The following is a 23,755-nucleotide window of genomic DNA, read 5'->3' as shown; positions in this document are numbered from 1 at the left end:
GGCCAGGTGATTCCGAACGGGTCACGGTCGGGACTCGGCACGGTGTTTGAGAGAGTGGACCCATGAACGCGCAGCTCCGAGCGGAACCCGAACCGGCGGCCCCCCCGGGCGGCCGGGTCGTCGTCATCGGCGCCGGCATCGCCGGACTGGCCGCCGCCCACCGGCTGGCCTCGGCGGGCCGGCGGGTGACCGTGCTGGAGGCCGGCTCCCGGCCCGGCGGCAAGCTCCTCGCCGGGCAGATCGCGGGCGTCCAGGTCGACCTGGGCGCCGAGTCCGTGCTGGCCCGCCGCCCGGAGGCGGTCGAGCTGGCCCGGGCGGTCGGCCTCGGGGACCGGCTCCGGCCACCCGCCACCGCCACCGCGTCCGTCTGGACCAGGGACGCCCTCCGCCCCATGCCGAAGGGGCATGTCATGGGCGTGCCGGGCGATCCGTCCGCCCTCGCCGGGCTGCTCTCGGCCGAGGGACTGGCCCGGATCGAGCGGGACCGGGAGCTGCCGCCCGCCGAGGTCGGCGAGGACGTGGCGATCGGTGAGTTCGTCGCCGCCCGGATGGGCCGGGAAGTGGTGGACCGGCTGGTGGAACCGCTGCTCGGCGGGGTCTACGCGGGCGACTCCTACCGGATCTCCATGCGGGCCGCCGTACCGAAGCTCTTCGACGCCGTACGGGAGCGGCCGACCCTGACCGAGGCCGTCGGGGCCGTCCAGCGGGCCGCCGCCCAGGCCACGCCCGGGCCTGTCTTCCTGGGCCTCGCGGGCGGACTGGGGCTGCTGCCCGGCGCCGTCGCGGACGCCGTCACCGCCCGGGGGGGCGAGATCCGGTACGGCACCCCGGTCCAGGCCCTGACCCGCGCCGCCGACGGCTGGCGGGTGCGCACCGACCGGGAGACGCTGACCGCCGCCGCCGTGGTGGTCGCCGTACCGGCCGGGCCCGCCGCGCGGCTGCTCGCCGCCGAGTCCCCGGCCGCCGCCGGGGAGCTGGCCGCCGTGGAGTACGCCTCCATGTCCCTGGTCACCCTCGCCTTCCGGCGTGCCGACGCGGGCGCCCTGCCGGCCGGCTCCGGCTTCCTGGTCCCGCCGGTGGACGGCCGTACCGTCAAGGCGTCCACCTTCTCCTCCCAGAAGTGGTCCTGGCTCGGCGAGGCCGCCCCGGACCTGCTGGTGCTGCGCACCTCGGTCGGCCGGTACGGCGACGAGGAGTATCTGCACCGGGACGACGCCGATCTGGTCGCGGTCTCCCGCACCGACCTGGCCGCCGCCACCGGTCTCACCGCCGCCCCGGTCGCCACCCGGGTCACCCGCTGGACCGACGGCCTGCCGCAGTACCCGGTCGGCCACCTCGCCCGGGTCGCCCGGGTCCGGGACGCGGTCGCCAAGCTGCCCGGCATCCGGGTCTGCGGCGCCGCCTACGACGGGGTCGGCATCCCCGCCTGCGTGGCCAGTGCCCACCGGGCCGCGGACGAGATCATCGCCACGTCCACCCCGGCGCGGACCACGGAAAACGAGGGGCGAGAATAGCCCCATGAGTGCGCCCGAAAAGATTCCGAACGCCGGCAAGAAGGCGAAGGACCTCAACCAGGTCATCCGCTACACGCTGTGGTCCGTCTTCAAGCTGCGCGATGTGCTCCCCGAGGACCGGGGCGGCTGGGCCGACGAGGTCCAGGAGCTGTTCGATCAGCTCGACGCCAAGGACATCACGGTGCGCGGCACCTATGACCTCTCCGGACTGCGGGCCGACGCCGACCTGATGATCTGGTGGCACGCCGAGACCGCCGACGAGCTCCAGGAGGCGTACAACCTCTTCCGGCGCACCCGGCTCGGCCGCGCCATGGAACCGGTCTGGTCGAACATGGCCCTGCACCGCCCGGCCGAGTTCAACAAGTCGCACATTCCGGCGTTCCTCGCCGACGAGACGGCGCGCGACTATGTGAGCGTCTATCCGTTCGTGCGCTCGTACGACTGGTACCTGCTGCCCGACGAGGACCGCCGCCGGATGCTCGCGGACCACGGCAAGATGGCCCGGGGCTACCCCGACGTGCGCGCCAACACCGTCGCCTCCTTCTCGCTGGGCGACTACGAGTGGCTGCTCGCCTTCGAGGCGGACGAGCTGCACCGGATCGTGGACCTGATGCGCCATCTGCGCGCGTCCGAGGCGCGGATGCACGTCCGCGAGGAGGTCCCGTTCTTCACCGGCCGGCGCAAGTCGGTCGCGGACCTGGTGGCGGGACTGGCCTGACGGCCGCCCCGCCACCCGCAGACCCGGAAGATCAGACGGCGGGCGTCCGTCCGGCCGGTACCTCCGGCCCGGGCACCGTCCGCCGGTCCAGCGACACCGGGTCAGGCTCCGGGTGCGGCGCGCATGTCGCGCGCCGCACCGGCGTCACCCCGCGCAGCAGATAGTCCTCCAGATAGGTGTCGACGCAGTCGTTCTGACCACCCGACACCCCGTGGTTGCCCGCGTCCCGCTCGGTGACCAGCACCGAGCCCGCCAGCCGGCGCTGCAGCTCCTTGGCCCCCTCGTACGGTGTGGCCGCGTCCCGCTCGGACGCCAGGATCAGCACCGGCGGCAGTTCACCGGGACCGGTGCGCACCTCCAGCGGCCGCTGCCGGGGCGCCGGCCAGTACGCGCACGGCAGGTTGAGCCAGGCGTTGGACCAGGTCTCGAACGGCGCCGCCCCGGCCAGCCGGGAGTTGTCCCGGTCCCAGGTCGCCCAGTCCTCCGGCCAGGGAGCGTCATTGCACTCCACCGCCGTGTAGACGGCCGTGGAGTTCTCCGCCTCCTTCGCGGTGGACGGATCGGGCGCCGCCTGCTCGATCAGCTTCGCCGGATCGCCCGCCAGGTACTCCGCGAGCGCGCCGGCCCGCCGGGGCCAGTAGCGGTCGTGGTAGCCGGTGCTCAGCATCGCCGCCTGGAGCTCGCCGGGGCCCACGGTGCCACCGGCCGGCTCCTCCGCCAGCCGGGCCGCCGCCTTCTCGTACGACGCCTGCACCGCCCCCGGGGAGACGCCCAGACGGTACGTGTCGTCGTGCCGGGCCGCCCAGATCTTGAAGTCCAGCCACCGCTGCTCGAAGGCGAGCGACTGGTTCAGGTTGTTGACGTACCAGATCCGCTCCGGATCCGGGTCCACCGCCGAGTCGAAGACCATCCGACGGACCCGGGACGGGAAGAGGGTGGCGTACAGCGCGCCGAAGTAGGTGCCGTATGAAGCACCCAGATAGGTGAGTTCCGGCTCGCCCAGCGCCGCCCGCAGCACCTCCAGGTCCCGGGCGTTGTTGAGCGAGGTGTAGTGCCGCAGCGCCGGCCCGGTCCGCTCGGCACACCCCCGGGCGTACGCCCTGGCTCGCTCGATCCGCTCCCGCTTCTCCGCCTCCGAGGGCCGGACCACCGCCGGGGTCGGCGCCTCGACCGTCCGGGCGGGCTCCTGGCAGCTGATCGGCGCCGACCGGCCGACCCCGCGCGGGGCGTATCCCACGAAGTCGTACGCGGCGGCCAGCCTCTTCCACGCGGCCAGCCCGGCGGCGAGCGGGAAGTACATCGAGGAGCCGCCGGGGCCGCCCGGGTTGAAGACCAGCGCGCCCTGCCGGTCCCCGGGCGCCCCGCCGGCCCTCACCCGGCTGACGGTGAGGGAGATCCGGCGGCCGTCGGGTGCCGCGTAGTCCAGCGGCACCTGGACCGTGCCGCACTCCACCGGCGCGGGCAGCTCCTCGGCGGCGGGGCAGGGTCCGAAGGCGATGCCCGCCTCGGTCGCCCACCGCACGGCCACGGCGACCCCGTACTCCCCGGCCGGGCCCGGGGCACGGCCCTCGGCGGGGGCGGCGGCGAGCGCCGAGACCGCCAGCGAGCCGAGGGCGGTGGTGAGGGCGGCGGCGGTACGGAGCCGGCGCCGGGGCCCGGGCGGCGGAGCGGGGGCGGGCCGGGTGGTGCGCCGGGCCGGGTCGGGTGTCCTCATCGCGGTGTCGCGGTCCCTTCGTACGAGGCGGGGAGGACGACCGTCCCCAGCCCCCGGCGCCCGGCCAAGGACCGGTGGCCCGTGTCGGGATCAATGACCCTTTCGGGTGGTCCGACAACCATGTCAACGGCGACGCCCGCCGATCGGGTGAAGCCCGGCCGCACCGCGCCGGCCTGGTCGTCGGGCGCGCCGCGCGGGCCGTACCGGGGCACCGCCCGGCCGGCTCCGCCCCGCAAGCCGCCCGGGCGGGATCTCAGCCGCCGCCCCCTCCGCAGCCGCCTCCACCACCCCGCCGCGGCCTTGGGCCGCCCGGACAGCCCGAGCCACCCGTCCCGGAGCCGCAGTCCGGGCCGCCGCATCGGCTGGGGGCCGTACGGCGCACCACGCCACCGCGTCCGTCCAGGCGCCGTCGGCCCCTTCTCCCGCCCCGCCAGGGCCACCGAGGCACCGCCGGCGCGCCGCGCCCACCAGTAGTTGCTCGCGCGGTACCGGATCGGGCAGCGTCCGGAGCCCGTGCGGCGCCGCCAGGGCGCCGGGCGTGGTGACCGCGCCAGATGTCCTGCCGTACACGACCCGCTCCCGCCGGCCTGCCCCGGTCACCCGGCCGGCGACGAGCAGGCCGTCCACAGCGGCCACCATCAGGCCCCGGCCGGCCCCTGCGCCACCGCAAGGGCCAACGGGCAGGGCTGGTTGGGAGGCCCGTGGCGGACGCCACCGGTGCGCTCAGCACCACCGGGACAGGGAGCAGCAGGCACAGGGCCGCTTACGCCTTGGCCCGGTGGCGCAGCGGGGCCCCGAGACATACGGCACCAGCGGGCCCCACCCGGCCAGGCCGCCGCCGATCCTCTGGACGGCCCGGGTCCGCGGGGCCTCCTGCCGCAGGTAGTGCGGGGCACCGCCGGGAGCCTGCCCGTACGCCTCCAGCACCGCCTGTTCCACCGGATCGTGGACGACCGGACGGAGTACCATCACGATTCCCGGCCCGCCGACGGCGAGCCATCCGTCGCCGGCCGGCGCGGAGTCCACCACACGGCTGGGCCCGCTGCTCAGGAACGCGGCCTCCACCGGGTGCTGGAGCGTCCCGGGCGTGTCCCTCCGGTGCCGGGCCACCCGGACGGCAGCGACATCGACGAGAACGCCACAGCCGCGTACATCAGCGCGACCGCCGTTCCGGTGAAGCTCACGCCGTCCACCGTGCGCCCAGCACATCCCGGGCGCCCCGGAGCAGGCGGGCCGTCCGGGACGGCGGCCGCGCTCCGGCCCGGTCCTGCCACCAGCGGGCCAGCCGGCGGCGCGCGGCCGGGTCGGTCAGGTACGGCGACCGCTCGTCGACGAGCAGCCGTTCGGCGAAGTCCAGGGCGTCGCGCCGGTAGCCGCCGCGCATCGGCCGGGCGCCGGCGTACGCGGTGAAGGCCCGGCCGAAGTCCGGCCCGAGGATCGCCGGCAGCTCCGGCGCCAGCCGGGCGACCACCCCGGTCCGCTTGGCCACCAGTGCCCGGCTCTGCACCCGCAGCCGGGCGCGGTCGAACCCCTCGGGCGCCGGTGTCCCGGCGACCAGCGCCGACAGCAGCGCGGTCTGCGCGATGCCCAGCCGCTGCCGGGCACCCGGCACCTCCGGCCCCGACACGACCGGCCCCGGCACGACCGGTTCGTCCATGACCGGCCTCGGCGGGACCGGCCCCGGCACCTCCGGCCCCGTGGCGGGTCCGGAGGCGGCGGGCGGCACGGCCGGGAGGGCGCCCGCCGGCACCGGTTCCGCCCGGGTGGCGGCGCGCCGGGCGTGGGCGACCATCCCGGTGACCACGGCCAGTTCGGCGGCCAGCTCGGGGCCGGGCGGGAAGTCGTCGTCCCGTTCCAGCAGCACACCCGGTGGATCCACCCGGGCGGTCAGTTCGGCCAGCACGTCCAGCACGGCGCGGGGGACCGGGTGGGCGTGAGTGTCGTGCCAGATCCCGTCCCGCTCGACCCCGCCGGCCACATGGACGTACGCGATCGCCTCCACCGGCAGCGCGGCCAGTGCCTTGACCGCGTCATCGCCCCGGTTGACCTGGTTGGTGTACAGATTGGCCACGTCGATCAGCAGCCGTACCCCGGTCCGCTCGACCAGCTCGGTCAGGAACTGCGCCTCCGTCAGCTCCTCGTCCGGCCAGGAGAAGAGGGCCGCGATGTTCTCGACGGCCAGGGGCACCGGCAGGGCGTCCTGGGCGATCCGGACGTTCTTGCAGAGCACGTCGAGCGCGTCCCGGGTGCGGGGGACCGGCAGCAGATGGCCCGCCTCCAGCGCCGGTGACGCGGTGAGCGGGCCGCCCGCCCGGACGAAGGCGATGTGCTCGGTCACCAGCGGGGCGCCCAGCGCGGTGGCCGTCGCCGCCAGCGCCGAGAGCCGCCCGGCGTCCGGCCGGTCCGCCCCGCCGAGCCCCAGCGAGACCCCGTGCGGGACGACCGTCACACCGCGCTCGCGCAGCCGTACCAGGGCCTCCGGGGGGTGGCCGGCGCAGACGTTCTCCGCCACCACCTCCACCCAGTCGAGTCCGGGCAGTTCCGCCACCACGTCCGCGATCTCCGGGCGCCAGCCGATGCCCGTACCCAGCCGCGTCGGCTCCCTCATCCCGTCCCCCGTTCCCGTCCCTGTCCCCGCCGGTCCCACCCGGTCCCGGCTGCCCGGTCCTCCCGCCGGCCGGTCCCCGGGGTGATGGCCCCGAAGGCCGGCCGTCAATCCGGCAGGCCCCCGGTTCAGAGCTTGATTTGAGCTTCCGGGACAGTGACGTACGCGCTCAGGGAGCGGTTCCCCCCTCCCCGTGACCACCGGCCGGCGGGCGGTCGGTGTTGACGGCCGTCGGCGGCCCCGGCTGGGTGGAGGGGCGGGAGGTGAAGGACTGGTCGTCCCCGCTCGGCACGGCGGGGGAGGGGGCGGGCGGCAGACCGCCGCCGGGCGGCGGCGGACCGGTCGGGCTGGCGGTCGCGGCGCCTGCCGCCTCATTGGCCAGCGCGTCGAAGTCGACCAGCCCGGTCTGCTCCAGCATGGTGATGTGGTCCAGCACCGTCTGGTTGGCGTCGGTGGCGAGCTGCCGCACCAGGGAGTTGCGGGTGGTGTGCCGGACCTGGGCGACCAGGGCGAAGACCTTGCCGTGCGCGTTGCGCAGCAGATTGGCGAACTTCCGCTCGTACTCCTGCCCGCTCGCCGCCGAGAGCTCCCGCAGCCAGCCCTGCTGCTGCTCGTTGGGCTGGTTCGGCAGCTCCACCCCCAGCCGGGCGGAGACGTCCCGGACCCGCTGGTCCAGATCGGTGTGGCCGACCACCAGATGGTCACCCGCGTCCCTGATGGCCTTGCTCGGCGCCCGCTCGATCGCCTGCTGACCGGCCGGCAGCTCCCAGAGCCCGGCCAGCCGGACCTTGACCAGGAAGTCCCGGTCGGTGGCCGACAGCGGGCCCCACTGGGTGGCCACGGTCGCGGCGTCGAGGTTCGCCTGACCGGTGCCCGAGCGGTCGGCGTACGACCAGACCGGGAACGCCAGCGCCCCGATGGTCGCGACCAGCGCCGCGATGATGAGTACCGAGCCGTTGATCCACCGCAGCAATGTGCCTCCCGAGCCGTGCCTGTGCCCCACGGCGCCCGGCCGGGCCCTCGTGGCGGTGTCCGGAGGTACGTATAGCGGACCCGGGGCGTTCAGCGGCCCCGGGTGCGGAAGCCGACCCGTTTCCGACGGCCGGTCCTCCCGGGCCTGGCAGCCGACCGGGCCTGGCAGCCGACCGGGCCTGGCAGCCGACCGGCCGAGCCCCGGCCCGGGTGCCCCGCCCCGGGGTCAGCCGGCCACCGGGTCGAAGCCGGCCACCGGGTCGAAGCCGTCCGCCGGGGGCTCGGCCGCCACGGTGCGGGAGCCCGCGGCGATCTCGGTGAAACCCGCGTCCCGAACGACGGGCAGCCCGCCGTCGGTCAGCCGGGCCCACCGCTCCCGCGAGGAGGTGCGCACCGCCAGCGGGAAGCCGGCCCGCCGCCACTCCTCGCGCCGCCGCTCCGGAAGGGCGTACCAGAGCAGCTGGGCGCCGTGCCCGACCTGGGCCATCTCCTTGCCGGCCGACATCTCCAGCTCCGGGCTGAGCCAGAGCAGCGCCCGGCCGGGGCCCGGCTCGGACGGGGCGGCGGGGTCCGCCAGTTCGGTGCCGGAGACCTGGAGCTTGGCCAGCTCCTTGGGCCAGCCGTCCAGCGGGACCGGCGGGAAGACCCGTACCTCGGCACCGTCACCGGCGACCGTGAGTCCGGGCAGCTCGCCGGCCTTCCGCCACTCGGCACCGCGCGCCCGGCGCACCACCTTGCGGATCCGGCCGTCCTGCCAGGCCCGCAGCGCGGGCGCCCAGTCGCCGTCGCCGGTCGCGCGGTCGTGGGTGAGCATCAGCAGCACCGCCCGGGCCGCCGTCTCCAGGGCGTCGGTGCGCTCCGGGGGCGCGGCCCTCTCGATCCGGACCACCAGGGGAAGCACATACTGCGGGGCCTCGTCCCTAGCGTCCCGGTCGTCCCCGGCCTCACGGGCGTCCTGGGCCGGGGCCTGGGCTTCGCGGTTCACATCGTCGCTGCTCACCGGCCCAGTCTGCCAGCCGCCGGACGGCGCGCGCCGGGCGGTCTCCCGGCCGGTGTTCCCACAGTGCGCTTGTCGGTCCGGGGGGTCAGGGGCGACGATGCCGGACATGAAGAGTGATCTTTTCTCCTCCGAGAACATGGCCCAGCCCGCGACCGCGCCCGGCATGGTGCTCCAGAACGCCAAATCGGTGAAGTACACGGTGAACGGGGAGATGTACGCCCGGCAGGGGGCGATGATCGCCTGGCGGGGCAATCTCCAGTTCGAGCGGAAGGGCCAGGGCGTCGGCGGCATGCTGAAGCGCGCGGTCACCGGGGAGGGGCTGCCGCTGATGGCGGTGCGCGGCCAGGGCGAGGCGTGGTTCGCGCACGAGGCGCAGAACTGTTTCATCGTGGATGTGGAGCAGGGTGACGCCCTCACCGTCAATGGCCGCAATGTGCTCTGCTTCGACCCCACCCTCTCGTACGAGATCAAGACGGTGAAGGGGGCCGGGATGACCGGGGGAGGGCTGTTCAACAGCCTCTTCACCGGGTATGGCAGGCTCGCCGTGATCTGCGAGGGCAACCCGCTGGTCATCCCGGTCACCCACAACCAGCCGGTGTACGTGGACACCGACGCCGTCGTCGGCTGGAGCGCCCAGCTGAACACCTCGCTGCACCGCTCGCAGTCCTTCGGCTCCATGATCCGGGGCGGCTCCGGCGAGGCGGTGCAGCTGATGCTCCAGGGCGAGGGCTTCGTGATCGTCCGCCCGAGCGAGCTGACCCCGCAGAAGCCGGGCCAGCACTGACCCGCGCCGGGGCCCGGCCGCCCACCTGGCCCCGGCACCTGTCCGGGACCGGCGCCGGTCCGGGGCCCCGGCATCTGCCCGGGCCCGGTACCTGGCCGGCCCCGGTACCGTCAGCGCAGCTCGTCCGGGAAGAGCCCCATGGCGTACCTGTCGTACCACTGTCCGTCCCGGCGGAAGCAGCGCCGCAGCCGGCCCTCCTCCATGAACCCGACCTTCTCGTAGACCCGGCGGGCGGCGTGGTTCTCGGTGACGACGGTGAGCTCGATCTTGTGCAGGCGCATGTCCCCGAAGCCGTACCGGCAGACCGTCCGCATGGCGTCGGTGGCGTGGCCGCGGCCCCAGTACTCCTTCTCGCCCAGATAGATGTCGAGCGAGGCGATGCCCTTCTCCGGAGCGGCCTCCCGCAGCGCGACCAGACCGATCAGCACCCCGTCCGCCAGGGCCTCCACTCCGAGGAGCAGGTCGTCGTAGGCGTTGGCGGCCCGCGCGGCGAGCCGGTCACGGACCTGGGAGAGCGTCTGCGGGTGGGGGTTCTCCATCCAGCGCATGACCTCGGGGTCGTGATTCCACCGCCACAGCGATTCCGCGTCCTCGGCCCCCATCGCCCGCAGTCGCACCGACGTTCCGCGTATCACTCGCGCCACCTTCGTGTCCCGTCCGGGCCCGCGCCCGGAACCGGAAAGTGGTAACACGGGCGGTCCGGCGCCGGCCATGGGATTTCCCGGCCCGGCGGCGGAGGCCGCCCGGCCGCTCGGCCCGGCGTGCGCGGACGGGCGGCTCCGGCGAGTCGGCGCGGGCCCGAGGAGCCGGCACCGCCCCGGCAGGCGGCGCGGACCCCCCGTACCCGCCCGGGTTCAGCGTTCGTCGCCGTGTTCGGGGCGCATCAGCTCGGAGACCTTGACGAACCGGTAGCCCTTGGCCCGCAGCGCGGGCACGATCTTCCGGACGGCCCGCTCGGTGACGGGTGCCGCGCTGCGGGTGCAGTGCATCACCACCAGCGAGCCGGGCCGGACCCCGGCGAGCACCTGTTCGGCGACCGCGTCGGCGTCGGTGGCGAAGGCGTCACCGCTGACCACGTCCCACTGGACGGCGGTCACCCGGGCGGGCGCCAGCTCGGTGAGCGCGCGGTCGTCGTGGCAGCCGCCGGGGAAGCGGAAGTAGGGCACCACGTTCCGGGCGCCCGCCGTCCGGAAGGCGTCGAAGGCCCGGCGGACGTCGGCCACCTGCTCCGCCCGGCCGAGGACCGGCAGCCCGTAGCAGGGGTCCTTGAAGGCGTAGTGGCTGTACGAGTGGTTGGCGATCTCGAAGCGGGGGTCGGTGCCGATCGCCCGCGCCTGGTCCGGGTACTCCTCCGCCCAGCGGCCGGTCATGAAGACGGTGGCGTCCACCTTCAGCTCACGCAGGGCGCCGATCAGGGCCGGGTTGTCGAAGTGTTCGCCGCGCGCCGCCCGGGGACCCTGATCGGCCGTCATGTCGGCGTCGAAGGTGAGCGCCACCGTCTTGCCGGCCACCGCGCTGCCGCGCTCGAAGACGGGGGTACGGCCGCCGGGCCCCGGTGCCATCGTGGGCGGGGCCTGGGGCGTCGCGGCCTGCCCGGGGTGCCGGGGAGGAACCGCCTCGGCGGCGGGCCGGCCCGGCGCGCCGGCGGTGGGGTGGGCGGTGGCCGGCCGGTCGGCGGTACGGGTGCCGTCCGGGGCGGCGGGAGCCGCGCAGGCCGCGAGCGCGGCGGCGCCGAGGACGGCGAGCAGCGGGAGTTTCCGTTTCCGTGCAGAGAGGGTCACCGGGGGAAATTATCCGATTAACCCACCAGTGTCGGTACGGCACCCGGCGCGGCGCCCGGCCACCCCCGGAGTGGCCGAACGCCGCGCCCCTGACGAGCGGCGCCACCCCCGTCACCGGCGGCGCCACGCTCCCTCACCGGGGGCCGCGGGTCACCGCCAGGGGCCGGTCACCGCGAAGGTGGTGCCCGGGGTGTAGCAGTTGACGTACATCGTGCCGCCGTCCGGGGCGAAGGTGACCCCCGCGAACTCGCCCCACGCGGGCTCCTCCGGGGTGCCGATGTTCTGCGCGCCCCGGGCCATCGGATAGACCTCGCCCCGCCGGGTCAGCCCGAAGACGTGCTGGGCGCCGTCGCCGTCCTCGCAGACCATCAGCCCGCCGCCGGGGGCCAGGCAGATGTTGTCCGGGGCCTCGCCGGGCAGCCGTACGTCGGTGTCCGGCCCGAAGACGACCACGAGGGTCAGCCGCCGCCGGTGCGGCTCGTACTTCCAGACCTGCCCGTGGTGGTCCGCCGCCGAACCGTCCGCCGCCTCGGCGTAGCTGGAGACGAAGCAGACCGACGCCCCCGACCAGTAGCAGCCCTCCAGCTTCTGGGCGTGGGTGATGCCCCCGGGGCCATAGTCCTGGAGCCGTACCGGGGTCCGGCGGGCCAGTGGATCCGGTACGGGCACCCACTCCACGCCCTCGAAGACGGTGCCCGGCTCCTGGACCGCCGAGAGGTCCGGTACCCCCGGCACCCGCATCGCCTCCAGCTCGCCGCCGGCCCGCAGCGAACCGGTGCCGCCGAGCGGCCGGCGCGGCAGGAAGCGGTAGAAGAGCCCGAACGGACTGTCGAAGGCGTCCTCCGTCTCGTACACCACTCCGCCGCGCGGGTCCACGGCGATCGCCTCGTGCTGGAAGCGGCCCAGCGCGATGAGCGGTACGGCGCCGGTGCGCAGCGGGTCGGCCGGGTGGACCTCGAAGACGAAGCCGTGATCCTTGGTGTAGCCGTGGTCGCCCGTCCGGTCCTCGGTCTCCTCGCAGCTGAGCCAGGTACCCCAGGGAGTGGGCCCGCCCGCGCAGTTGACGGCCGTACCGGCGAGGGCCACCCGCTCGCCGAGCACGGTGTTCCGGCCGTCCAGCTCGAACGCGGTGCAGCCGCCCCTGGCCGCCGGGTCGTAGGTCAGCCCCCGGGCGGTGGGCACGGCGATCCGGCCGTCGTAGGCGTTCTCGTGGTTGCGGACCAGGTGCGTCCGGCCGCGCCGCCCGGCGAAGGCGGCCATTCCGTCGTGGTTGCTCGGCACCGGCCCCTCGCCGGAGCGCAGCCGGTCCCCCTCGCGGGAGAGCACCTGATAACGGAAACCTTTCGGCAGGTCCAGCAGACCGGCCGGGTCGGGGACGAGCGGGCCGTAGCCGGCGCCCCGGCCGAGGGCGGCTGCGGACCCGGTGAAGAGTTCGGACAGCGCCCCGGTGAAGGCGATCCCGGCCACCGAACCACCGGTACGGGCCAGGATCTGACGTCGTGTCGCGGACATGAGGCAACTCCCTGCTGGCGGACAGGAGATGTGCGGTGACCGCATGTGTGTATCACGCACCGTACGGGCGCGGGAACCACGCGGAACCGTCCGGCCGCACGGGTCGCCGGCGGCCCCGGAGCACGGGACCGCCGGCGGCGCCTCAGTGGCGCGGGCCGTCCGGGATCAGCCGAGCTCGGCGGTGAGGGTGATGGTGGTGCCGGCGAGCGCCTGGCTGACCGGGCAGTTCTTCTTGGCGTCCTCGGCGGCAGCGGCGAACCCCTGCTGGTCGACGCCGGGCACCTCGCCGCGCACGGTGAGGTGGATACCGGTGATCCCCTCGCCGGGCTGGAAGGTGACCTCCGCCTTGGTCTCCAGCCGGGTGGGCGGGGTGCCGGCACCGGTCAGGCCGTGCGAGAGGGCCATCGAGAAGCAGCTGGAGTGGGCGGCGGCGATCAGCTCCTCCGGGCTGGTCTTCCCGTTCGCCTCCTCGGCGCGCGAGGGCCAGGAGACCGGGTACTCGCCGATGCCCGAGGAGTCGAAGGTGACGACGCCCGAGCCCTTGAGCAGTTCGCCCTCCCAGGCGGTACGGGCGACGCGGGTGGTGGCCATGGTGGTGATTCCTTCCGATGGTCCGACGATGGGGTTCCGGTGGCTCGGTGGCGTGGCGGCGCCGGCCCGCTCACCGGCCGGGCGTCCGCGGTCGCGTACCCCCGGTCGCGCGTCCGGCCTCCGGCGCGAGCGCGGCGTCCGGCGAGGCGCGGGGCCGCACCGGGCGGCGCCCGTCACCGGAGACGTACCACCGCCACGGGCCGGACGGCCCGCCGCGGCGCGCGTACGGCGCCCGGCGCCGGCCGCACCGCCGAGCCGTACGACCCGTCAGGACGCGTGCGCACACGGCCCGCGGGGCGTACCGGACCCCAACCTACTGCCCGGCCAGGCCCTTCGCTTCCCGGGCCAGCGCGGTGAGCCGGGAGATCGCCCGGAAGTACTTCTTCCGGTAACCGCCGTTCAGCATCTCGTCGCTGAACAGCCGGTCGAACGGCAGCCCCGAGGCGAGGACCGGGACCTCCCGGTCGTAGAGCCGGTCGGCGAGCACCACCAGACGCAGCGCGGTCGCCTGGTCGGGCACGGCCGTCACCCCGGTGAGGCAGACGGCCGCCAGACCGTCGGTAAGCGCCCCGTACCGGCTCGGGTGCACCTTCGCCAGGTGGCCCAGCAGCTCCGGGAACGCGTCCAGCGAGGCGCCCGGCACCGCGTGCGCGGCCCGGGTGACCACCTCGTCCGAGAAGGGCGCCGGGGCCTCGGGCAGCCCCCGGTGCCGGTAGTCCTCGCCGTCGATGCGCAGCGGCCGGAAGTGCGCCGAGAGCCCCTGGATCTCGCGGAGGAAGTCCGCCGCCGCGAACCGGCCCTCGCCCAGCTTGCCCGGCAGGGTGTTGGAGGTGGCGGCCAGGGCCACGCCCGCCTCCACCAGCCTCCCCAGCAGGGTGGAGACCAGCACGGTGTCGCCCGGGTCGTCGAGCTCGAACTCGTCGATGCAGAGCAGCCGGTGCCCGCTGAGGGTCGCCACCGTCTGCTGGAAGCCGAGCGCCCCCACCAGGTTGGTCAGCTCCACGAAGGTGCCGAACGCCTTGAGCGCGGGCTCGGCGGGCGTGGCGTGCCAGAGCGAGGCGAGCAGATGGGTCTTGCCCACGCCGTACCCGCCGTCCAGATACACCCCGCGCGGCCCGGCCGGGGCGGCGGGCTTCCGGCCGAACCACCGGCGCAGTCCGGAGCCCGGCGCGCTCCCGCCGCCGAGTCCGGCGGCGAAGCCGCGCAGCACCTCCACCGCCTCGGTCTGGCTGGGCTGGTTCGGGTCCGGGAGGTACGTCTCGAAGCGCACCCCGTCGAAGCGCGGTGGCGGCACCATCTCCGCGACCAGACGATCGGCGGGGACGTGCGGCTCACGGGCGCACAGGGAGAGCGGAGCCGCTTCGGTTATGGCACTGAGGGACACGCTTCCACTGTAAGCGGCGTGCCAGACTCGCCGGCATGCGACGCCTCTTCCCTGTGACCGACCCGACAGCACCCGCCGGAGCCGCCGGTCCGGCACTCGGCGCCCGTACCGCCGGTTCGCCGGGCCCGTCCGGCGGGCTCATGGCATCCGGTGCCCCGGGCCCGTCCGCCGCCGGGGCGGCGGACGCCGTCCGGGACGCGCCGGCTGTCCCGGCCGGGCCGCCGGGGGCGCCGGAAGGCCCGGAGCCCCGGGAAATCCCCGGCTCGCGGGACTCCCGGGACCTCCCCGGCCCCCCGGAGGACCGGGACCTCCCCGGTTCCCCGGAGGACCGGGAGTGGTCCCTGGACGAGCTGGCCGAGGCGTACGCGTACCCCGCCGCCGCCCGGGCCCGTCCCTGGCTGCGTGCCAACATGGTCACCTCGCTGGACGGGGCGGCCCAGCACGAGGGGCGCTCCCAGCCGATCTCGTCCGCCACCGACATGCGGATCTTCGGCACCCTCCGGGCCCTCGCCGACGTGGTGGTGGTCGGCGCCGAGACGGTGCGCCTGGAGGGATACCGGCCGGCCCGCGCCCGGGAGGCGTTCGCGGAGCGGCGCGCGGCGGCCGGGCAGGGGCCCGCGCCCGCGATCGCCGTGGTCAGCGCCTCCCTCGACCTGGATTTCACCGCACCCCTGTTCACCGCCCCCCTCGTTCCGACGCTCCTGCTGACCGGGGCCGGGGCGCCGCCCGAGCGGGTCCGCGCGGCGGAGCGGGCCGGTGCCGTGGTGGTCCTGGCGGGGGACGGCGCGGGCGTGGACCCGGCCCGGGTGCCGGAGGCGCTGGCCGCCCGGGGGCTGACCCGTCAGCTCACCGAGGGCGGGCCGCGGCTGTTGGGCCAGTGGGTGGCCGCCGGGGTGCTGGACGAACTCTGCCTCACCGTCTCCCCGCTGCTGACCGCCGGGGACGCCCAGCGGATCGCCGGGGGGCCCGGGCTCGCGGTCCCGGCGCGGTTCGCACTGGTTTCCGTACTGGAGGAGGAGGGGTTCCTCTATACGCGGTACGGCAGGATCTGATCGGGGCGCGACGGAATCCGACCGGTACGGCCCGGGGGTGACGCGTACTGTGCCGGATGGCCCGCCGTGTCCGGGACTGTGCCGTACGACAACTCCGGGCCGGTCGGCCCGGAGTTGCGCGCCGAGTTGCGGAATCCACCGTTCCGGTCAGCTTCGGCTGGGCACACTTACTCTCGCAGTCCCCGTGCGATCACGGGGAAGGATGGTTTCGGCAGAAGGGCTCCCCAGATGTTCACAAGCGTTCTGATGATCGAGAAGCCCCTGTCGTCCGTGGATGTGGAGTTCGTCACCACCCTGCACGGGGACGAGCGCATGTCGTTCATCGTCCTGATGCAGCCCCGTGGTGATCAGGCCGTCGTGCTGTTGCGCGCCATCGACGACGTGGCCGTCGGAGAGATCAAGGAAGCCGCCCGCGAGGGCGAGGAGCCGGAGGGCCGGGCCGCGCGCGTCCCGGCCGAGACGGCCCTGGAACACTCCCTCCAGGTGCTGCGGAACGCCGGCTGCGAGGCCGTCGGGCAGGTGGTCGAGGACCATCCGCTGGACAGACTTCAGGCGGTGGTGGACGAATCCGGGGCCGACGAGGTGATCGTGCTGACCGCCCCGCACTACGTGGAGGAGTTCTTCCACCGGGACTGGGCCTCCCGGGCGCGGCACAAGGTGGGGGTGCCGGTGCTGAAGCTCTTCGCCCACAACGAATGATCCGCCGGATCGCCGGCCCGGCGGCCCGGTGATCCGCGGCCCCGTCGCCCCGCCGGTCTGTCGCTCCGCCGGGGATCGCCCGGCCGCTCCGCCGGGTCGTCCGGGGCTCCTCGGCCGGCCGCCTGCCGGGGCCCGGCCGGGTCCCGGCCCGGGGCTGCGGAGCGCGCCGCCGCGCACCGCATAGGCTGGGGCCCGCACACACGCCTCACCCCGGGGAGAGACCTATGGCACCCGCCATCCCTGCTGCCATGGAACGGCCGCACTTCATCGGCATCGGCGGCGCCGGCATGTCGGGCATCGCCAGGATCCTCGCCAGCCGAGGCGCCGCCGTGGCCGGCAGCGACGCGCGCGAGTCGGAGACCGCCGCCTCGCTGCGGGCGGTCGGGGCCACCGTCCACATCGGGCACGCCGCCGGCCACCTCGCCCCGGACGCCACCGCCGTCGTCGTCTCCAGCGCCATCCGCGCGGACAACCCGGAGCTGGTCCGCGCCCATGAGCTGGGCATCCCGGTGGTGCACCGCTCCGACGCGCTGGCCGCCCTGATGACGGACCTCCGGGCGATCGCGGTGGCCGGTACCCACGGCAAGACCACCACCACCTCGATGCTCGCCGTCGCCCTCACCGAGCTGGGGCTCGACCCCTCGTACGCCATCGGCGGCGACCTCGCGGGCCCGGGCACCAACGCCCGGCACGGCGCCGGTGAGATCTTCGTGGCCGAGGCGGACGAGAGCGACCGCAGCTTCCAGAAGTACGAGCCCGAGGTCGCGATCGTCCTCAATGTCGAGCTGGACCACCACGCCAACTACGCCTCCATGGCGGAGATCTACGAGTCCTTCGAGGCGTTCGCCGCCCGGATCCGCCCCGGCGGCACCCTGGTGGTCGGGGAGCACGAGGGCGCCCGCGAGCTGGCCCGCCGGGTCGCCGGACGGCAGGATCTGCGGGTCGTCCGGGTCGGTGAGTCGGCCGACTCCGACGCCCGGATCACCGCCGTGGTGCCCCAGGGGATGACCAGCGAGGTCACCGTCGAACTGGACGGCACCGCGCACACCTTCACCGTCTCGGTGCCCGGCCGCCACTACGCGCACAACGCCGCCGCCGCGCTGGTGGCCGGTGTCCGCGCCGGAGTCGACCCGGCCGCGCTGGCCCGGGCGCTCACCGCCTACACCGGGGTGGGCCGCCGCCTCCAGCTGAAGGGCGAGGCGGCGGGTGTCCAGGTCATCGACTCGTACGCGCACCACCCCACCGAGATGACCGCCGACCTGGAGGCGATGCGGGCCGCCGCCGAATCCGCCCGGCTGCTCGTGGTCTTCCAGCCGCACCTGTTCTCGCGCACCCAGGAACTGGGCCTGGAGATGGGCCGGGCGCTCGCCCTCGCGGACGCCTCCCTGGTGCTGGACATCTACCCGGCCCGCGAGGACCCGATCCCCGGCGTCACCAGCGCGCTGATCACCGACGCCGCCCGGGCGGCCGGCGCGGACGTCACCGCCGTCCCGGACAAGGCGGCCGTCGCCGAGGTGGTCGCGGGAATGGCCAAGCCCGGTGATCTTGTTCTCACCATGGGCGCGGGCGATGTCACCGACCTCGGTCCGGAGATCCTCGCCCGGCTGTCCGCCTGAGACCCGCCACACCCGAGGGAGCACGCACGCATGGCGTACGACATCGAGAAGCCGGACGAGCAGTGGCGCGCCGAGCTGTCCCCGGAGGAGTACCACGTCCTGCGCGAGGCCGGCACCGAGCGGCCGTTCACCGGTGAGTACACGGACACCACGACGCGGGGCGTGTACTTCTGCCGGGCGTGCGGCGCCGAACTGTTCACCTCCACCGCCAAGTTCGAGTCGCACTGCGGCTGGCCGTCCTTCTACGACCCCAAGGACGGCGACGCCGTCGAGCTGATCGAGGACCGGTCGCACGGCATGGTCCGCACCGAGGTGCGCTGCGCCCGCTGCGGCTCCCACCTGGGCCATGTCTTCGCGGGCGAGGGCTACCCGACCCCGACCGACCAGCGCTACTGCATCAACTCGGTCTCGCTCAAGCTCGCCTCCGACGAGGGCTGAGCCCCGGCCGGTCCCCGCTCCCGTTCCCGTCGGCACGCCCCGGCGGGAACGGACGTACGAGGCGGTGAGACGGGTCCCCCGGGGGACCCGCGCACGGCGATACGCGGCGTACCCTCCAGCGCGTGGTGAGGATCAGCGTCGGCCTCGAAGCGGAGCAGGCCGAGCGGGTGCGGCGGCATGCCGCGCAAGAGGGCATGGATGTTTCCGCCTGTCTCGTCCGTGCCGGGGGTCGTCAGATGGCGGAGACCGAAGCCATGGAGGCGCGGTTCGCCGGGGTGGACGCCCTGATCGCGGAGGCCGAGGCGGAAGCGGCGGCACTGCCTCCGTTGTCGGCGGACTCCGTCGGAGACCTGACGGAACAGGAAGAGAGGGAAGCCGAAGAGGCCCCCGCCCTCATATACGGCACGGGCCGGCCGGGGCCCCGTGGGGGTGTGTCGGCCTGACGCGGGAGTGGGCCGGCCGGGCCGGTCCGGCCTCCGGTCAGGCGGGCTGGAGGAGGTCCCAGCGGTTGCCGTAGAGGTCCTCGAAGACCGCGACGGTGCCATAGGGCTCGTGGCGGGGCTCCTCCAGGAAGCGCACCCCGGCCCCGGCCATCCGGGCGTGCTCGGCGGCGAAGTCCCCGGTGTGCAGGAAGAAGCCGACCCGGCCGCCCGCCTGGGTGCCCACGGCCGCCCGCTGGGCATCGGTGGCGGCGCGGGCCAGCAGCAGACCGGTGCCGGGCGCCGTACCACGCGGCCGGACCACCACCCAGCGGGAGCCGTCGCCCCGGTCGGTGTCCTCGACGAGTTCGAAGCCGAGCGCGTCCCGGTAGAAGGCGATGGCCTCGTCGTAGTCGCGGACGACCAGCGTGACCAGTGCGAGATGAGCCATGAAGGGGACGTTATACGTATGACAGGGCGGGGTCCAGGACTCCGGCCGGCTTTGGCCCCGGCCCATGGGCCGGTCTCGAGGTTCGGTCCCAAGGCCCGGTCCCATGGCCCCCGCTCGCCGGCCGGCCGGGCGGGGCCGGGAGAATGCGGGCATGGACGCACAGCAGCTCGCCGGGCTCATCGCCCGGGCCCGTGGTCTCGCCGTCCCGGGGGAGCGGCGGGTCCTCGGCATCGCCGGGGCCCCCGGGGCGGGGAAGTCCACCCTGGCCGGACGGCTCGCGGAGGGCCTGGACGGCGCCGCCGTCGTGGTGCCGATGGACGGCTTCCACCTCGCGGGCGCCGAGCTGCGGCGGCTCGGCCGGGCCGACCGCAAGGGCGCGCCCGACACCTTCGACTCGGCCGGGTACCTGGCCCTGCTGGCCCGGCTGCGCGCCCCCGAACCGGGTGTCACCGTCTACGCGCCCGCCTTCGACCGGAGGCTGGAGGAACCGCTCGCCGGGGCCGTACCGGTGGACCCGGAGGTGCCCCTGGTGATCACTGAGGGCAACTATCTGCTCCACGACGAGGGCCCCTGGGCGCGGGTCCGGGCCCTGCTGGACGAGGTCTGGTTCCTGGAGCCGGATCACGGCCGCCGGGTGGAGCGGCTGATCGGCCGGCACGTCCGGTACGGCCGGGAGCGAGCCGCCGCCGAGCGCTGGGTGCACCGCTCCGACGAGGCCAACGCCCGGCTGGTCGCCCCCGGCCGCGCCCGCGCCGACCTCGTCGTACATCCGTACTAGTCGCTGGCCGTGCACGCGTACCGTGCCGGACCCGGCACGGTACGCGCGGGCCCGGCCCCCGCCCCGCTCAGTCGTCCGTCAGGATCACGCAGGACTCGGCCGGGACACGCAACAGTCCCTCGTCCGGGCCGCCGGCCGCCGCACCGGTGGCGTCCGGGAGCGTCACCGGCTCCCAGGCGGCCAGCACCCGGCCGCCGGTGCCCACCGGGACCGGGGCGGGCTCGGGGCCGAGGTTCACCGCGATCCGCAGGTCACCGCGCCGGTACGCCAGCCAGCGGGCCCGCTCGTCGAAGACCACCCGCACCGCCGTCAGGTCCGGGTCGGTCAGGTCCGGCTGGGCGGCGCGCAGGGCGATCAGTTCCTGGTGCCAGGCGAGCAGCCGGGCGTGCGGCTCCCGCCCCGGCTCGCTCCAGTCGAGGCAGGACCGGTCCCGGGTGGCCCGCTCCTGCGGGTCCGGGATCTCCTCCTCGGCCCAGCCGTGCGCGCCGAACTCGCGCCGCCGGCCGGTGCGTACCGCCTCCGCCAGCCCCGGGTCGGTGTGATCGGTGAAGAACTGCCAGGGCGTACCGGCCCCCCACTCCTCGCCCATGAAGAGCATCGGGGTGAACGGCCCGGTGAGCACCAGGGCCGCGGCGCAGGCGAGCAGTCCCGGGGAGCAGGAGGCGGCGAGCCGGTCGCCGAGCGCCCGGTTGCCGATCTGGTCGTGGGTCTGGGCGTAGCCGAGGAAGCGGTGCGCGGGCGTGCGGCTCCGGTCCACCGGGCGGCCGTGGGTACGGGCCCGGAAGGCCGAGTAGGTGCCGTCGTGGAAGAAGACATGGCCCAGCGTCCTGGCCAGCGCGGCGAGCGGGGCGCGGGCGAAGTCTTCGTAGTAGCCCTGGCTCTCTCCGGTGAGCGCGGTGTGCAGGGCGTGGTGGAAGTCGTCGTTCCACTGGGCGTGCAGCCCCAGGCCGCCCGCCTCGCGCGGGGTGGTGGTGCGCGGGTCGCAGAGATCGGACTCCGCGATCAGGAACAGCTCCCGGCCCTGTTCGGCGCCGAGTTCGTCCACCGCCGCCGACAGCTCCTCCAGGAAGGTCAGCGCCCGGGTGTCGGCCAGCGCGTGCACCGCGTCCAGCCGCAGCCCGTCGAGCCGGTAGTCCCGCAGCCAGGCGAGGGCGCTCTCCCGCAGGTAGTCCCGCACCTCGTCGGAGCCGGGCGCGTCCAGGTTCACCGCCGCGCCCCACGGCGTGTGATGGGTCTCGGTGAAGTACGGCCCGAAGGCGGGCAGATGATTGCCGGACGGGCCCAGATGGTTGTGGACCACGTCCAGGACGACCTCCAGGCCCAGCCCGTGCGCCGTGTCGGTGAACCGCTTCAGCGCCTCGGGGCCGCCGTACGGCTCGTGCACCGCCCAGAGCGACACCCCCTCGTACCCCCAGCCGTGGACGCCGGGGAAGGGGCAGAGCGGCATCAGCTCCACATGGGTGACACCCAGCTCCACCAGATGGTCCAGCCGGGCGGCGGCCGCGTCGAGCGTGCCCTCCGGGGTGTACGTACCGATGTGCAGCTCGTACAGCACGGCCCCGCTCAGCCCGCGCCCCGGCGGCCGGTGGCGCCAGGCGAAGGTGCCGTGGTCCACCACCGCGCTCAGCCCGTCCGGGCCGTCCGGCTGGCGGCGGGAGCGCGGATCGGGCAGCACCGGCCCGCCGTCCACCGCGAAGCCGTACCGCGCCCCGTCCCGCGCGCCGGCCTCCGGCGCCACCTCCGCCCGCCACCAGCCGTCCCGCTCCGGGTCCCGGGTCAACGGGAACCGTCCACCCTCCAGTCGGAGTTCCACCCGCTCGCTTGCCTTCGGTGCCCACACCTCGAACAGCACTGGCGATCCCCTCGTCGACGACAGCGCCCATCCTGGCAAGATCCGTAACCGGAAGCACGGCACTCGGCCGAAGGCCACCCCTTCGCCCGGGCCGGCGCGGTGTCCGCGGGACCCGGGTCAGCCGGCCGGCCAGACGTAGTCCACCTGGCGTTCGAAGTTCACATACCCCGCCCGGGCGAAGGCCCGCGCCATCGGTACGTTCCCGAGGTCGGTGGCGGCGCGGATCCGGTGGACGCCCTCGGCGGCGAGCACCCGGGTGCCCTCGGCGAGTATCTCGTCGATGTACCCCCGCCCCCGGTGCTCGGGCAGCACCCCGAGGTAGGCGATGATCGGGTGGTAGTTGTTCCGTGCCGGGATCACGAACCCCACCGGGCCGCCGCCCTCCGGCAGTTCCGCGATCCGCCACCACGCACGCGGTGTGCGGTACCGGGCCAGTTCCTCCGTGTAGTGCTTCTCCGCCGCCGCGCGGGGCGAGAGACCGGAGGCCAGGTCGGCCCGTCCGTGCGCGTCCAGGGTGCCGTCCATCACCCGGGCCATCAGCGCCACCAGTTCCTCCCCGTCCCGCACCCCCCGGAAGACCAGCCGCCCGGTGGGCTCCGGCTCTGGCGCCCCGGACCGCCACTCCAGCCGCAGCCGCTCCACCAGCAGCCGCGCCCCGGTCCGCTCCACCACCCCGGTCCTGGCCGCCACCACCGCCCGGGCGGCCGGGTCCGTGCGCCAGTCCGGCGGTACGAACCGGGTGTACTCCGGGCGCGGCGCCCCCGCCGGAACCACCCGGGCGGTCGCCGTCTCCAGCAGTCGTACCGCCACCTCGGCCGGGTCCCCGGCGGCGGCCGGCCCATGGTGACGGCCAAGGGCGTCAAGGCCGTCGGGGACACCGGCGACACCGGGGCGGGCGGGGCCGTCAAGGAAGTCGAGGATGTCGAGTACCCGCGGCGGCCCACCGGGGGCGCCGGTCCACCAGGCCAGCCGGGCCACCACCCGGCCCGCCCCGTCGAGCGCCACCCACAGCCACTCGGGACGGCGGCGGCCGGCCGCCAGGTCGTCGGCCAGCTCATGGTCGAGCACATACGTCAACCGCCGGAAGAGTGGCAGCTCCTCGGGTGCGGACAGCGGGCGGAAGGTGACGGCCGCCGGCCGGCGCGCGTCTGTCATGTCGTTTCTCCTCAGCGGTGGTTCGAGCGGCCGGTACGGTACCGGGCGGGGCGCCGCCGGTCAGCGGGATTTCCGGCGACCGGAGCCGTCTGGACACCCCGGGCCTTCCGGACCGACAATCAGCCCGTGAGCACCCCGTACGAGTTCGCCACCCGGTCCGCCCGGCTCTCCGACGCCGAGCGGGACCGCGCGCTGGAACTGCTCAGGGACGGGGCCGCCCAGGGCCGGCTGTCGCACGACACCTTTCTGCGGCGGATGGAACTGGCCCTGGTCGCCCGCCGCTCCGACGAACTGGCCGCGCTCACCGCCGATCTGTGCTCCGAGGGCCGCTGGACCAAGCGGCTGGTCGGGGCGGTCGGCCGCGCCTCGGAGTTCACCGCCCGGCTGGGCCGCGCCTGGGAGGCCCAGCGGCTGCCCAAGCTGCTGCTGCCCGAGCCGGGGCCGCTGCCGCTGCGGATAGGGCGGGATCCGGTCTGCGGGCTGCGGCTCAGCCATGAGACGGTCTCCCGGGCCCATGCCGAGCTGACCCTGAGCGGCGGGGTGTGGCTGCTGCGGGACCTCGGCTCGACCAATGGCACCACCGTCAACGGCCGCCGGGTCACCGGCACGGTGGTGGTCCGCGCCGGCGACCTGGTCTCCTTCGGCCATATGTCCTTCTGCCTGTCGGCCCGCTGAGGTCCGCGGCCCGGCCGCCGCCGTGTGACGGTGGCCGTCGCGTGA

23 protein-coding genes are annotated in these 23,755 nt (G+C 75.1%); 10 read left to right on the top strand and 13 right to left on the bottom strand.

Features of this window, described 5'->3' with window-relative positions:
• Positions 1–62 precede the first annotated feature (62 nt).
• Together hemG and hemQ are read left to right on the top strand one after the other, a co-directional pair.
• Entirely contained in the window at positions 63–1,514 is a 1,452-nt protein-coding gene (gene hemG / locus NX801_RS07460; RefSeq protein WP_258786320.1) for a protoporphyrinogen oxidase, read from the top strand.
• Between the two features lie 4 nt (positions 1,515–1,518).
• Positions 1,519–2,232 (top strand): hydrogen peroxide-dependent heme synthase, encoded by a 714-nt coding sequence (gene hemQ, locus NX801_RS07455; RefSeq protein WP_258786319.1) that lies wholly within the window; start codon positions 1,519–1,521, stop codon positions 2,230–2,232.
• Positions 2,233–2,263: 31 nt separating this feature from the next.
• On the opposite strand, the gene NX801_RS07450 is transcribed toward hemQ, so the two are convergent.
• From NX801_RS07450 to NX801_RS07430, 5 genes are all read right to left on the bottom strand, one after another.
• Positions 2,264–3,946: an alpha/beta hydrolase gene (locus NX801_RS07450; protein ID WP_258786317.1), complete on the bottom strand. Its 1,683-nt coding sequence runs from the start codon at positions 3,944–3,946 to the stop codon at positions 2,264–2,266.
• Between the two features lie 723 nt (positions 3,947–4,669).
• Entirely contained in the window at positions 4,670–5,155 is a 486-nt protein-coding gene (locus tag NX801_RS07445; RefSeq protein WP_258786316.1) for a TIGR04222 domain-containing membrane protein, read from the bottom strand.
• On the bottom strand, positions 5,127–6,554 hold the full coding sequence (locus tag NX801_RS07440; RefSeq protein WP_258786315.1) for an MbnB/TglH/ChrH family RiPP precursor modification enzyme: 1,428 nt from the start codon (positions 6,552–6,554) through the stop codon (positions 5,127–5,129). Before NX801_RS07440 ends, NX801_RS07445 begins: the two co-directional genes overlap by 29 nt.
• Positions 6,555–6,720: 166 nt before the next feature.
• On the bottom strand, positions 6,721–7,521 hold the full coding sequence (locus NX801_RS07435; RefSeq protein WP_258786442.1) for a DUF4142 domain-containing protein: 801 nt from the start codon (positions 7,519–7,521) through the stop codon (positions 6,721–6,723).
• A gap of 228 nt (positions 7,522–7,749) precedes the next feature.
• Complete coding sequence (locus NX801_RS07430; protein ID WP_428986083.1) at positions 7,750–8,523, bottom strand: peptidyl-tRNA hydrolase; 774 nt, start codon at positions 8,521–8,523, stop codon at positions 7,750–7,752.
• A gap of 106 nt (positions 8,524–8,629) precedes the next feature.
• Between NX801_RS07430 and NX801_RS07425 the strand changes: the two genes are divergently transcribed.
• The gene (locus tag NX801_RS07425; protein ID WP_258786314.1) at positions 8,630–9,307 is read left to right on the top strand and encodes an AIM24 family protein; all 678 of its coding nucleotides are present in this window, start codon (positions 8,630–8,632) and stop codon (positions 9,305–9,307) included.
• Between the two features lie 110 nt (positions 9,308–9,417).
• Here NX801_RS07425 and NX801_RS07420 read toward each other — a convergent pair whose 3' ends face one another.
• The 5 genes from NX801_RS07420 to zapE all read right to left on the bottom strand — a co-directional run bounded on the left by NX801_RS07420 (position 9,418) and on the right by zapE (position 14,575).
• Positions 9,418–9,942, bottom strand: coding sequence for a GNAT family N-acetyltransferase (locus NX801_RS07420; protein WP_258786312.1), 525 nt, complete (start codon positions 9,940–9,942; stop codon positions 9,418–9,420).
• A gap of 219 nt (positions 9,943–10,161) precedes the next feature.
• Positions 10,162–11,088, bottom strand: coding sequence for a polysaccharide deacetylase family protein (locus NX801_RS07415; protein ID WP_258786311.1), 927 nt, complete (start codon positions 11,086–11,088; stop codon positions 10,162–10,164).
• A 150-nt stretch (positions 11,089–11,238) separates the two neighbouring features.
• Entirely contained in the window at positions 11,239–12,600 is a 1,362-nt protein-coding gene (locus NX801_RS07410) for a PhoX family protein (RefSeq protein WP_258786310.1), read from the bottom strand.
• Positions 12,601–12,765: 165 nt separating this feature from the next.
• Positions 12,766–13,191 carry an OsmC family protein gene (locus NX801_RS07405; protein WP_258786308.1) on the bottom strand — a complete coding sequence of 142 codons (426 nt, stop codon included), beginning with the start codon at positions 13,189–13,191 and terminating at the stop codon, positions 12,766–12,768.
• A gap of 313 nt (positions 13,192–13,504) precedes the next feature.
• Positions 13,505–14,575 carry a cell division protein ZapE gene (zapE, locus tag NX801_RS07400; RefSeq protein ID WP_428986082.1) on the bottom strand — a complete coding sequence of 357 codons (1,071 nt, stop codon included), beginning with the start codon at positions 14,573–14,575 and terminating at the stop codon, positions 13,505–13,507.
• A gap of 140 nt (positions 14,576–14,715) precedes the next feature.
• Between zapE and NX801_RS07395 the strand changes: the two genes are divergently transcribed.
• The 5 genes from NX801_RS07395 (at position 14,716) to NX801_RS07375 (ending at position 18,823) form a co-directional block, all read left to right on the top strand.
• Complete coding sequence (locus NX801_RS07395) at positions 14,716–15,627, top strand: pyrimidine reductase family protein (protein ID WP_428986092.1); 912 nt, start codon at positions 14,716–14,718, stop codon at positions 15,625–15,627.
• Positions 15,628–15,855: 228 nt separating this feature from the next.
• Positions 15,856–16,326 (top strand): indole-3-glycerol phosphate synthase, encoded by a 471-nt coding sequence (locus NX801_RS07390; protein WP_258786307.1) that lies wholly within the window; start codon positions 15,856–15,858, stop codon positions 16,324–16,326.
• 224 nt (positions 16,327–16,550) lie between these two features.
• Positions 16,551–17,942, top strand: a complete 1,392-nt coding sequence (gene murC / locus NX801_RS07385; RefSeq protein ID WP_258786305.1) for a UDP-N-acetylmuramate--L-alanine ligase — start codon at positions 16,551–16,553, stop codon at positions 17,940–17,942.
• Between the two features lie 30 nt (positions 17,943–17,972).
• Positions 17,973–18,380, top strand: a complete 408-nt coding sequence (gene msrB, locus NX801_RS07380) for a peptide-methionine (R)-S-oxide reductase MsrB (protein ID WP_258786304.1) — start codon at positions 17,973–17,975, stop codon at positions 18,378–18,380.
• Positions 18,381–18,502: 122 nt separating this feature from the next.
• Positions 18,503–18,823, top strand: a complete 321-nt coding sequence (locus tag NX801_RS07375) for a hypothetical protein (RefSeq protein ID WP_258786461.1) — start codon at positions 18,503–18,505, stop codon at positions 18,821–18,823.
• 37 nt (positions 18,824–18,860) lie between these two features.
• Here the strand turns inward: NX801_RS07375 and NX801_RS07370 are convergent, their stop codons facing one another.
• A complete protein-coding gene (locus NX801_RS07370) occupies positions 18,861–19,250 on the bottom strand; it encodes a VOC family protein (RefSeq protein WP_258786302.1) in 390 nt (129 codons plus the stop codon).
• Between the two features lie 151 nt (positions 19,251–19,401).
• Between NX801_RS07370 and NX801_RS07365 the strand changes: the two genes are divergently transcribed.
• Entirely contained in the window at positions 19,402–20,028 is a 627-nt protein-coding gene (locus tag NX801_RS07365) for a nucleoside/nucleotide kinase family protein (protein WP_258786301.1), read from the top strand.
• Positions 20,029–20,095: 67 nt separating this feature from the next.
• Here the strand turns inward: NX801_RS07365 and treZ are convergent, their stop codons facing one another.
• Together treZ and NX801_RS07355 are read right to left on the bottom strand one after the other, a co-directional pair.
• Complete coding sequence (gene treZ, locus NX801_RS07360; protein WP_258786300.1) at positions 20,096–21,880, bottom strand: malto-oligosyltrehalose trehalohydrolase; 1,785 nt, start codon at positions 21,878–21,880, stop codon at positions 20,096–20,098.
• 117 nt (positions 21,881–21,997) lie between these two features.
• Positions 21,998–23,035 (bottom strand): GNAT family N-acetyltransferase, encoded by a 1,038-nt coding sequence (locus NX801_RS07355; RefSeq protein WP_258786299.1) that lies wholly within the window; start codon positions 23,033–23,035, stop codon positions 21,998–22,000.
• 126 nt (positions 23,036–23,161) lie between these two features.
• Between NX801_RS07355 and NX801_RS07350 the strand changes: the two genes are divergently transcribed.
• Positions 23,162–23,710: an FHA domain-containing protein gene (locus NX801_RS07350; protein ID WP_258786298.1), complete on the top strand. Its 549-nt coding sequence runs from the start codon at positions 23,162–23,164 to the stop codon at positions 23,708–23,710.
• Positions 23,711–23,755 lie beyond the last annotated feature (45 nt).

This window comes from Streptomyces pyxinae, from assembly GCF_024756275.1.
Lineage (GTDB): Bacteria > Actinomycetota > Actinomycetes > Streptomycetales > Streptomycetaceae > Streptomyces > Streptomyces pyxinae.
Note: the sequence above shows the minus strand (reverse complement) of the source record. Positions and strands in the feature narration are given on the sequence as shown.

Coding starts and splice junctions, on each gene's coding strand:
- hemG (WP_258786320.1), top strand. CDS start 63: ATGAACGCGCAGCTCCGAGCGGAACCCGAACCGGCGGCCCCCCCGGGC.
- hemQ (WP_258786319.1), top strand. CDS start 1,519: ATGAGTGCGCCCGAAAAGATTCCGAACGCCGGCAAGAAGGCGAAGGAC.
- NX801_RS07450 (WP_258786317.1), bottom strand. CDS start 3,946: ATGAGGACACCCGACCCGGCCCGGCGCACCACCCGGCCCGCCCCCGCT.
- NX801_RS07445 (WP_258786316.1), bottom strand. CDS start 5,155: ATGTGCTGGGCGCACGGTGGACGGCGTGAGCTTCACCGGAACGGCGGT.
- NX801_RS07440 (WP_258786315.1), bottom strand. CDS start 6,554: ATGAGGGAGCCGACGCGGCTGGGTACGGGCATCGGCTGGCGCCCGGAG.
- NX801_RS07425 (WP_258786314.1), top strand. CDS start 8,630: ATGAAGAGTGATCTTTTCTCCTCCGAGAACATGGCCCAGCCCGCGACC.
- NX801_RS07410 (WP_258786310.1), bottom strand. CDS start 12,600: ATGTCCGCGACACGACGTCAGATCCTGGCCCGTACCGGTGGTTCGGTG.
- NX801_RS07405 (WP_258786308.1), bottom strand. CDS start 13,191: ATGGCCACCACCCGCGTCGCCCGTACCGCCTGGGAGGGCGAACTGCTC.
- NX801_RS07395 (WP_428986092.1), top strand. CDS start 14,716: ATGGCATCCGGTGCCCCGGGCCCGTCCGCCGCCGGGGCGGCGGACGCC.
- NX801_RS07390 (WP_258786307.1), top strand. CDS start 15,856: ATGTTCACAAGCGTTCTGATGATCGAGAAGCCCCTGTCGTCCGTGGAT.
- murC (WP_258786305.1), top strand. CDS start 16,551: ATGGCACCCGCCATCCCTGCTGCCATGGAACGGCCGCACTTCATCGGC.
- msrB (WP_258786304.1), top strand. CDS start 17,973: ATGGCGTACGACATCGAGAAGCCGGACGAGCAGTGGCGCGCCGAGCTG.
- NX801_RS07370 (WP_258786302.1), bottom strand. CDS start 19,250: ATGGCTCATCTCGCACTGGTCACGCTGGTCGTCCGCGACTACGACGAG.
- NX801_RS07365 (WP_258786301.1), top strand. CDS start 19,402: ATGGACGCACAGCAGCTCGCCGGGCTCATCGCCCGGGCCCGTGGTCTC.
- NX801_RS07355 (WP_258786299.1), bottom strand. CDS start 23,035: ATGACAGACGCGCGCCGGCCGGCGGCCGTCACCTTCCGCCCGCTGTCC.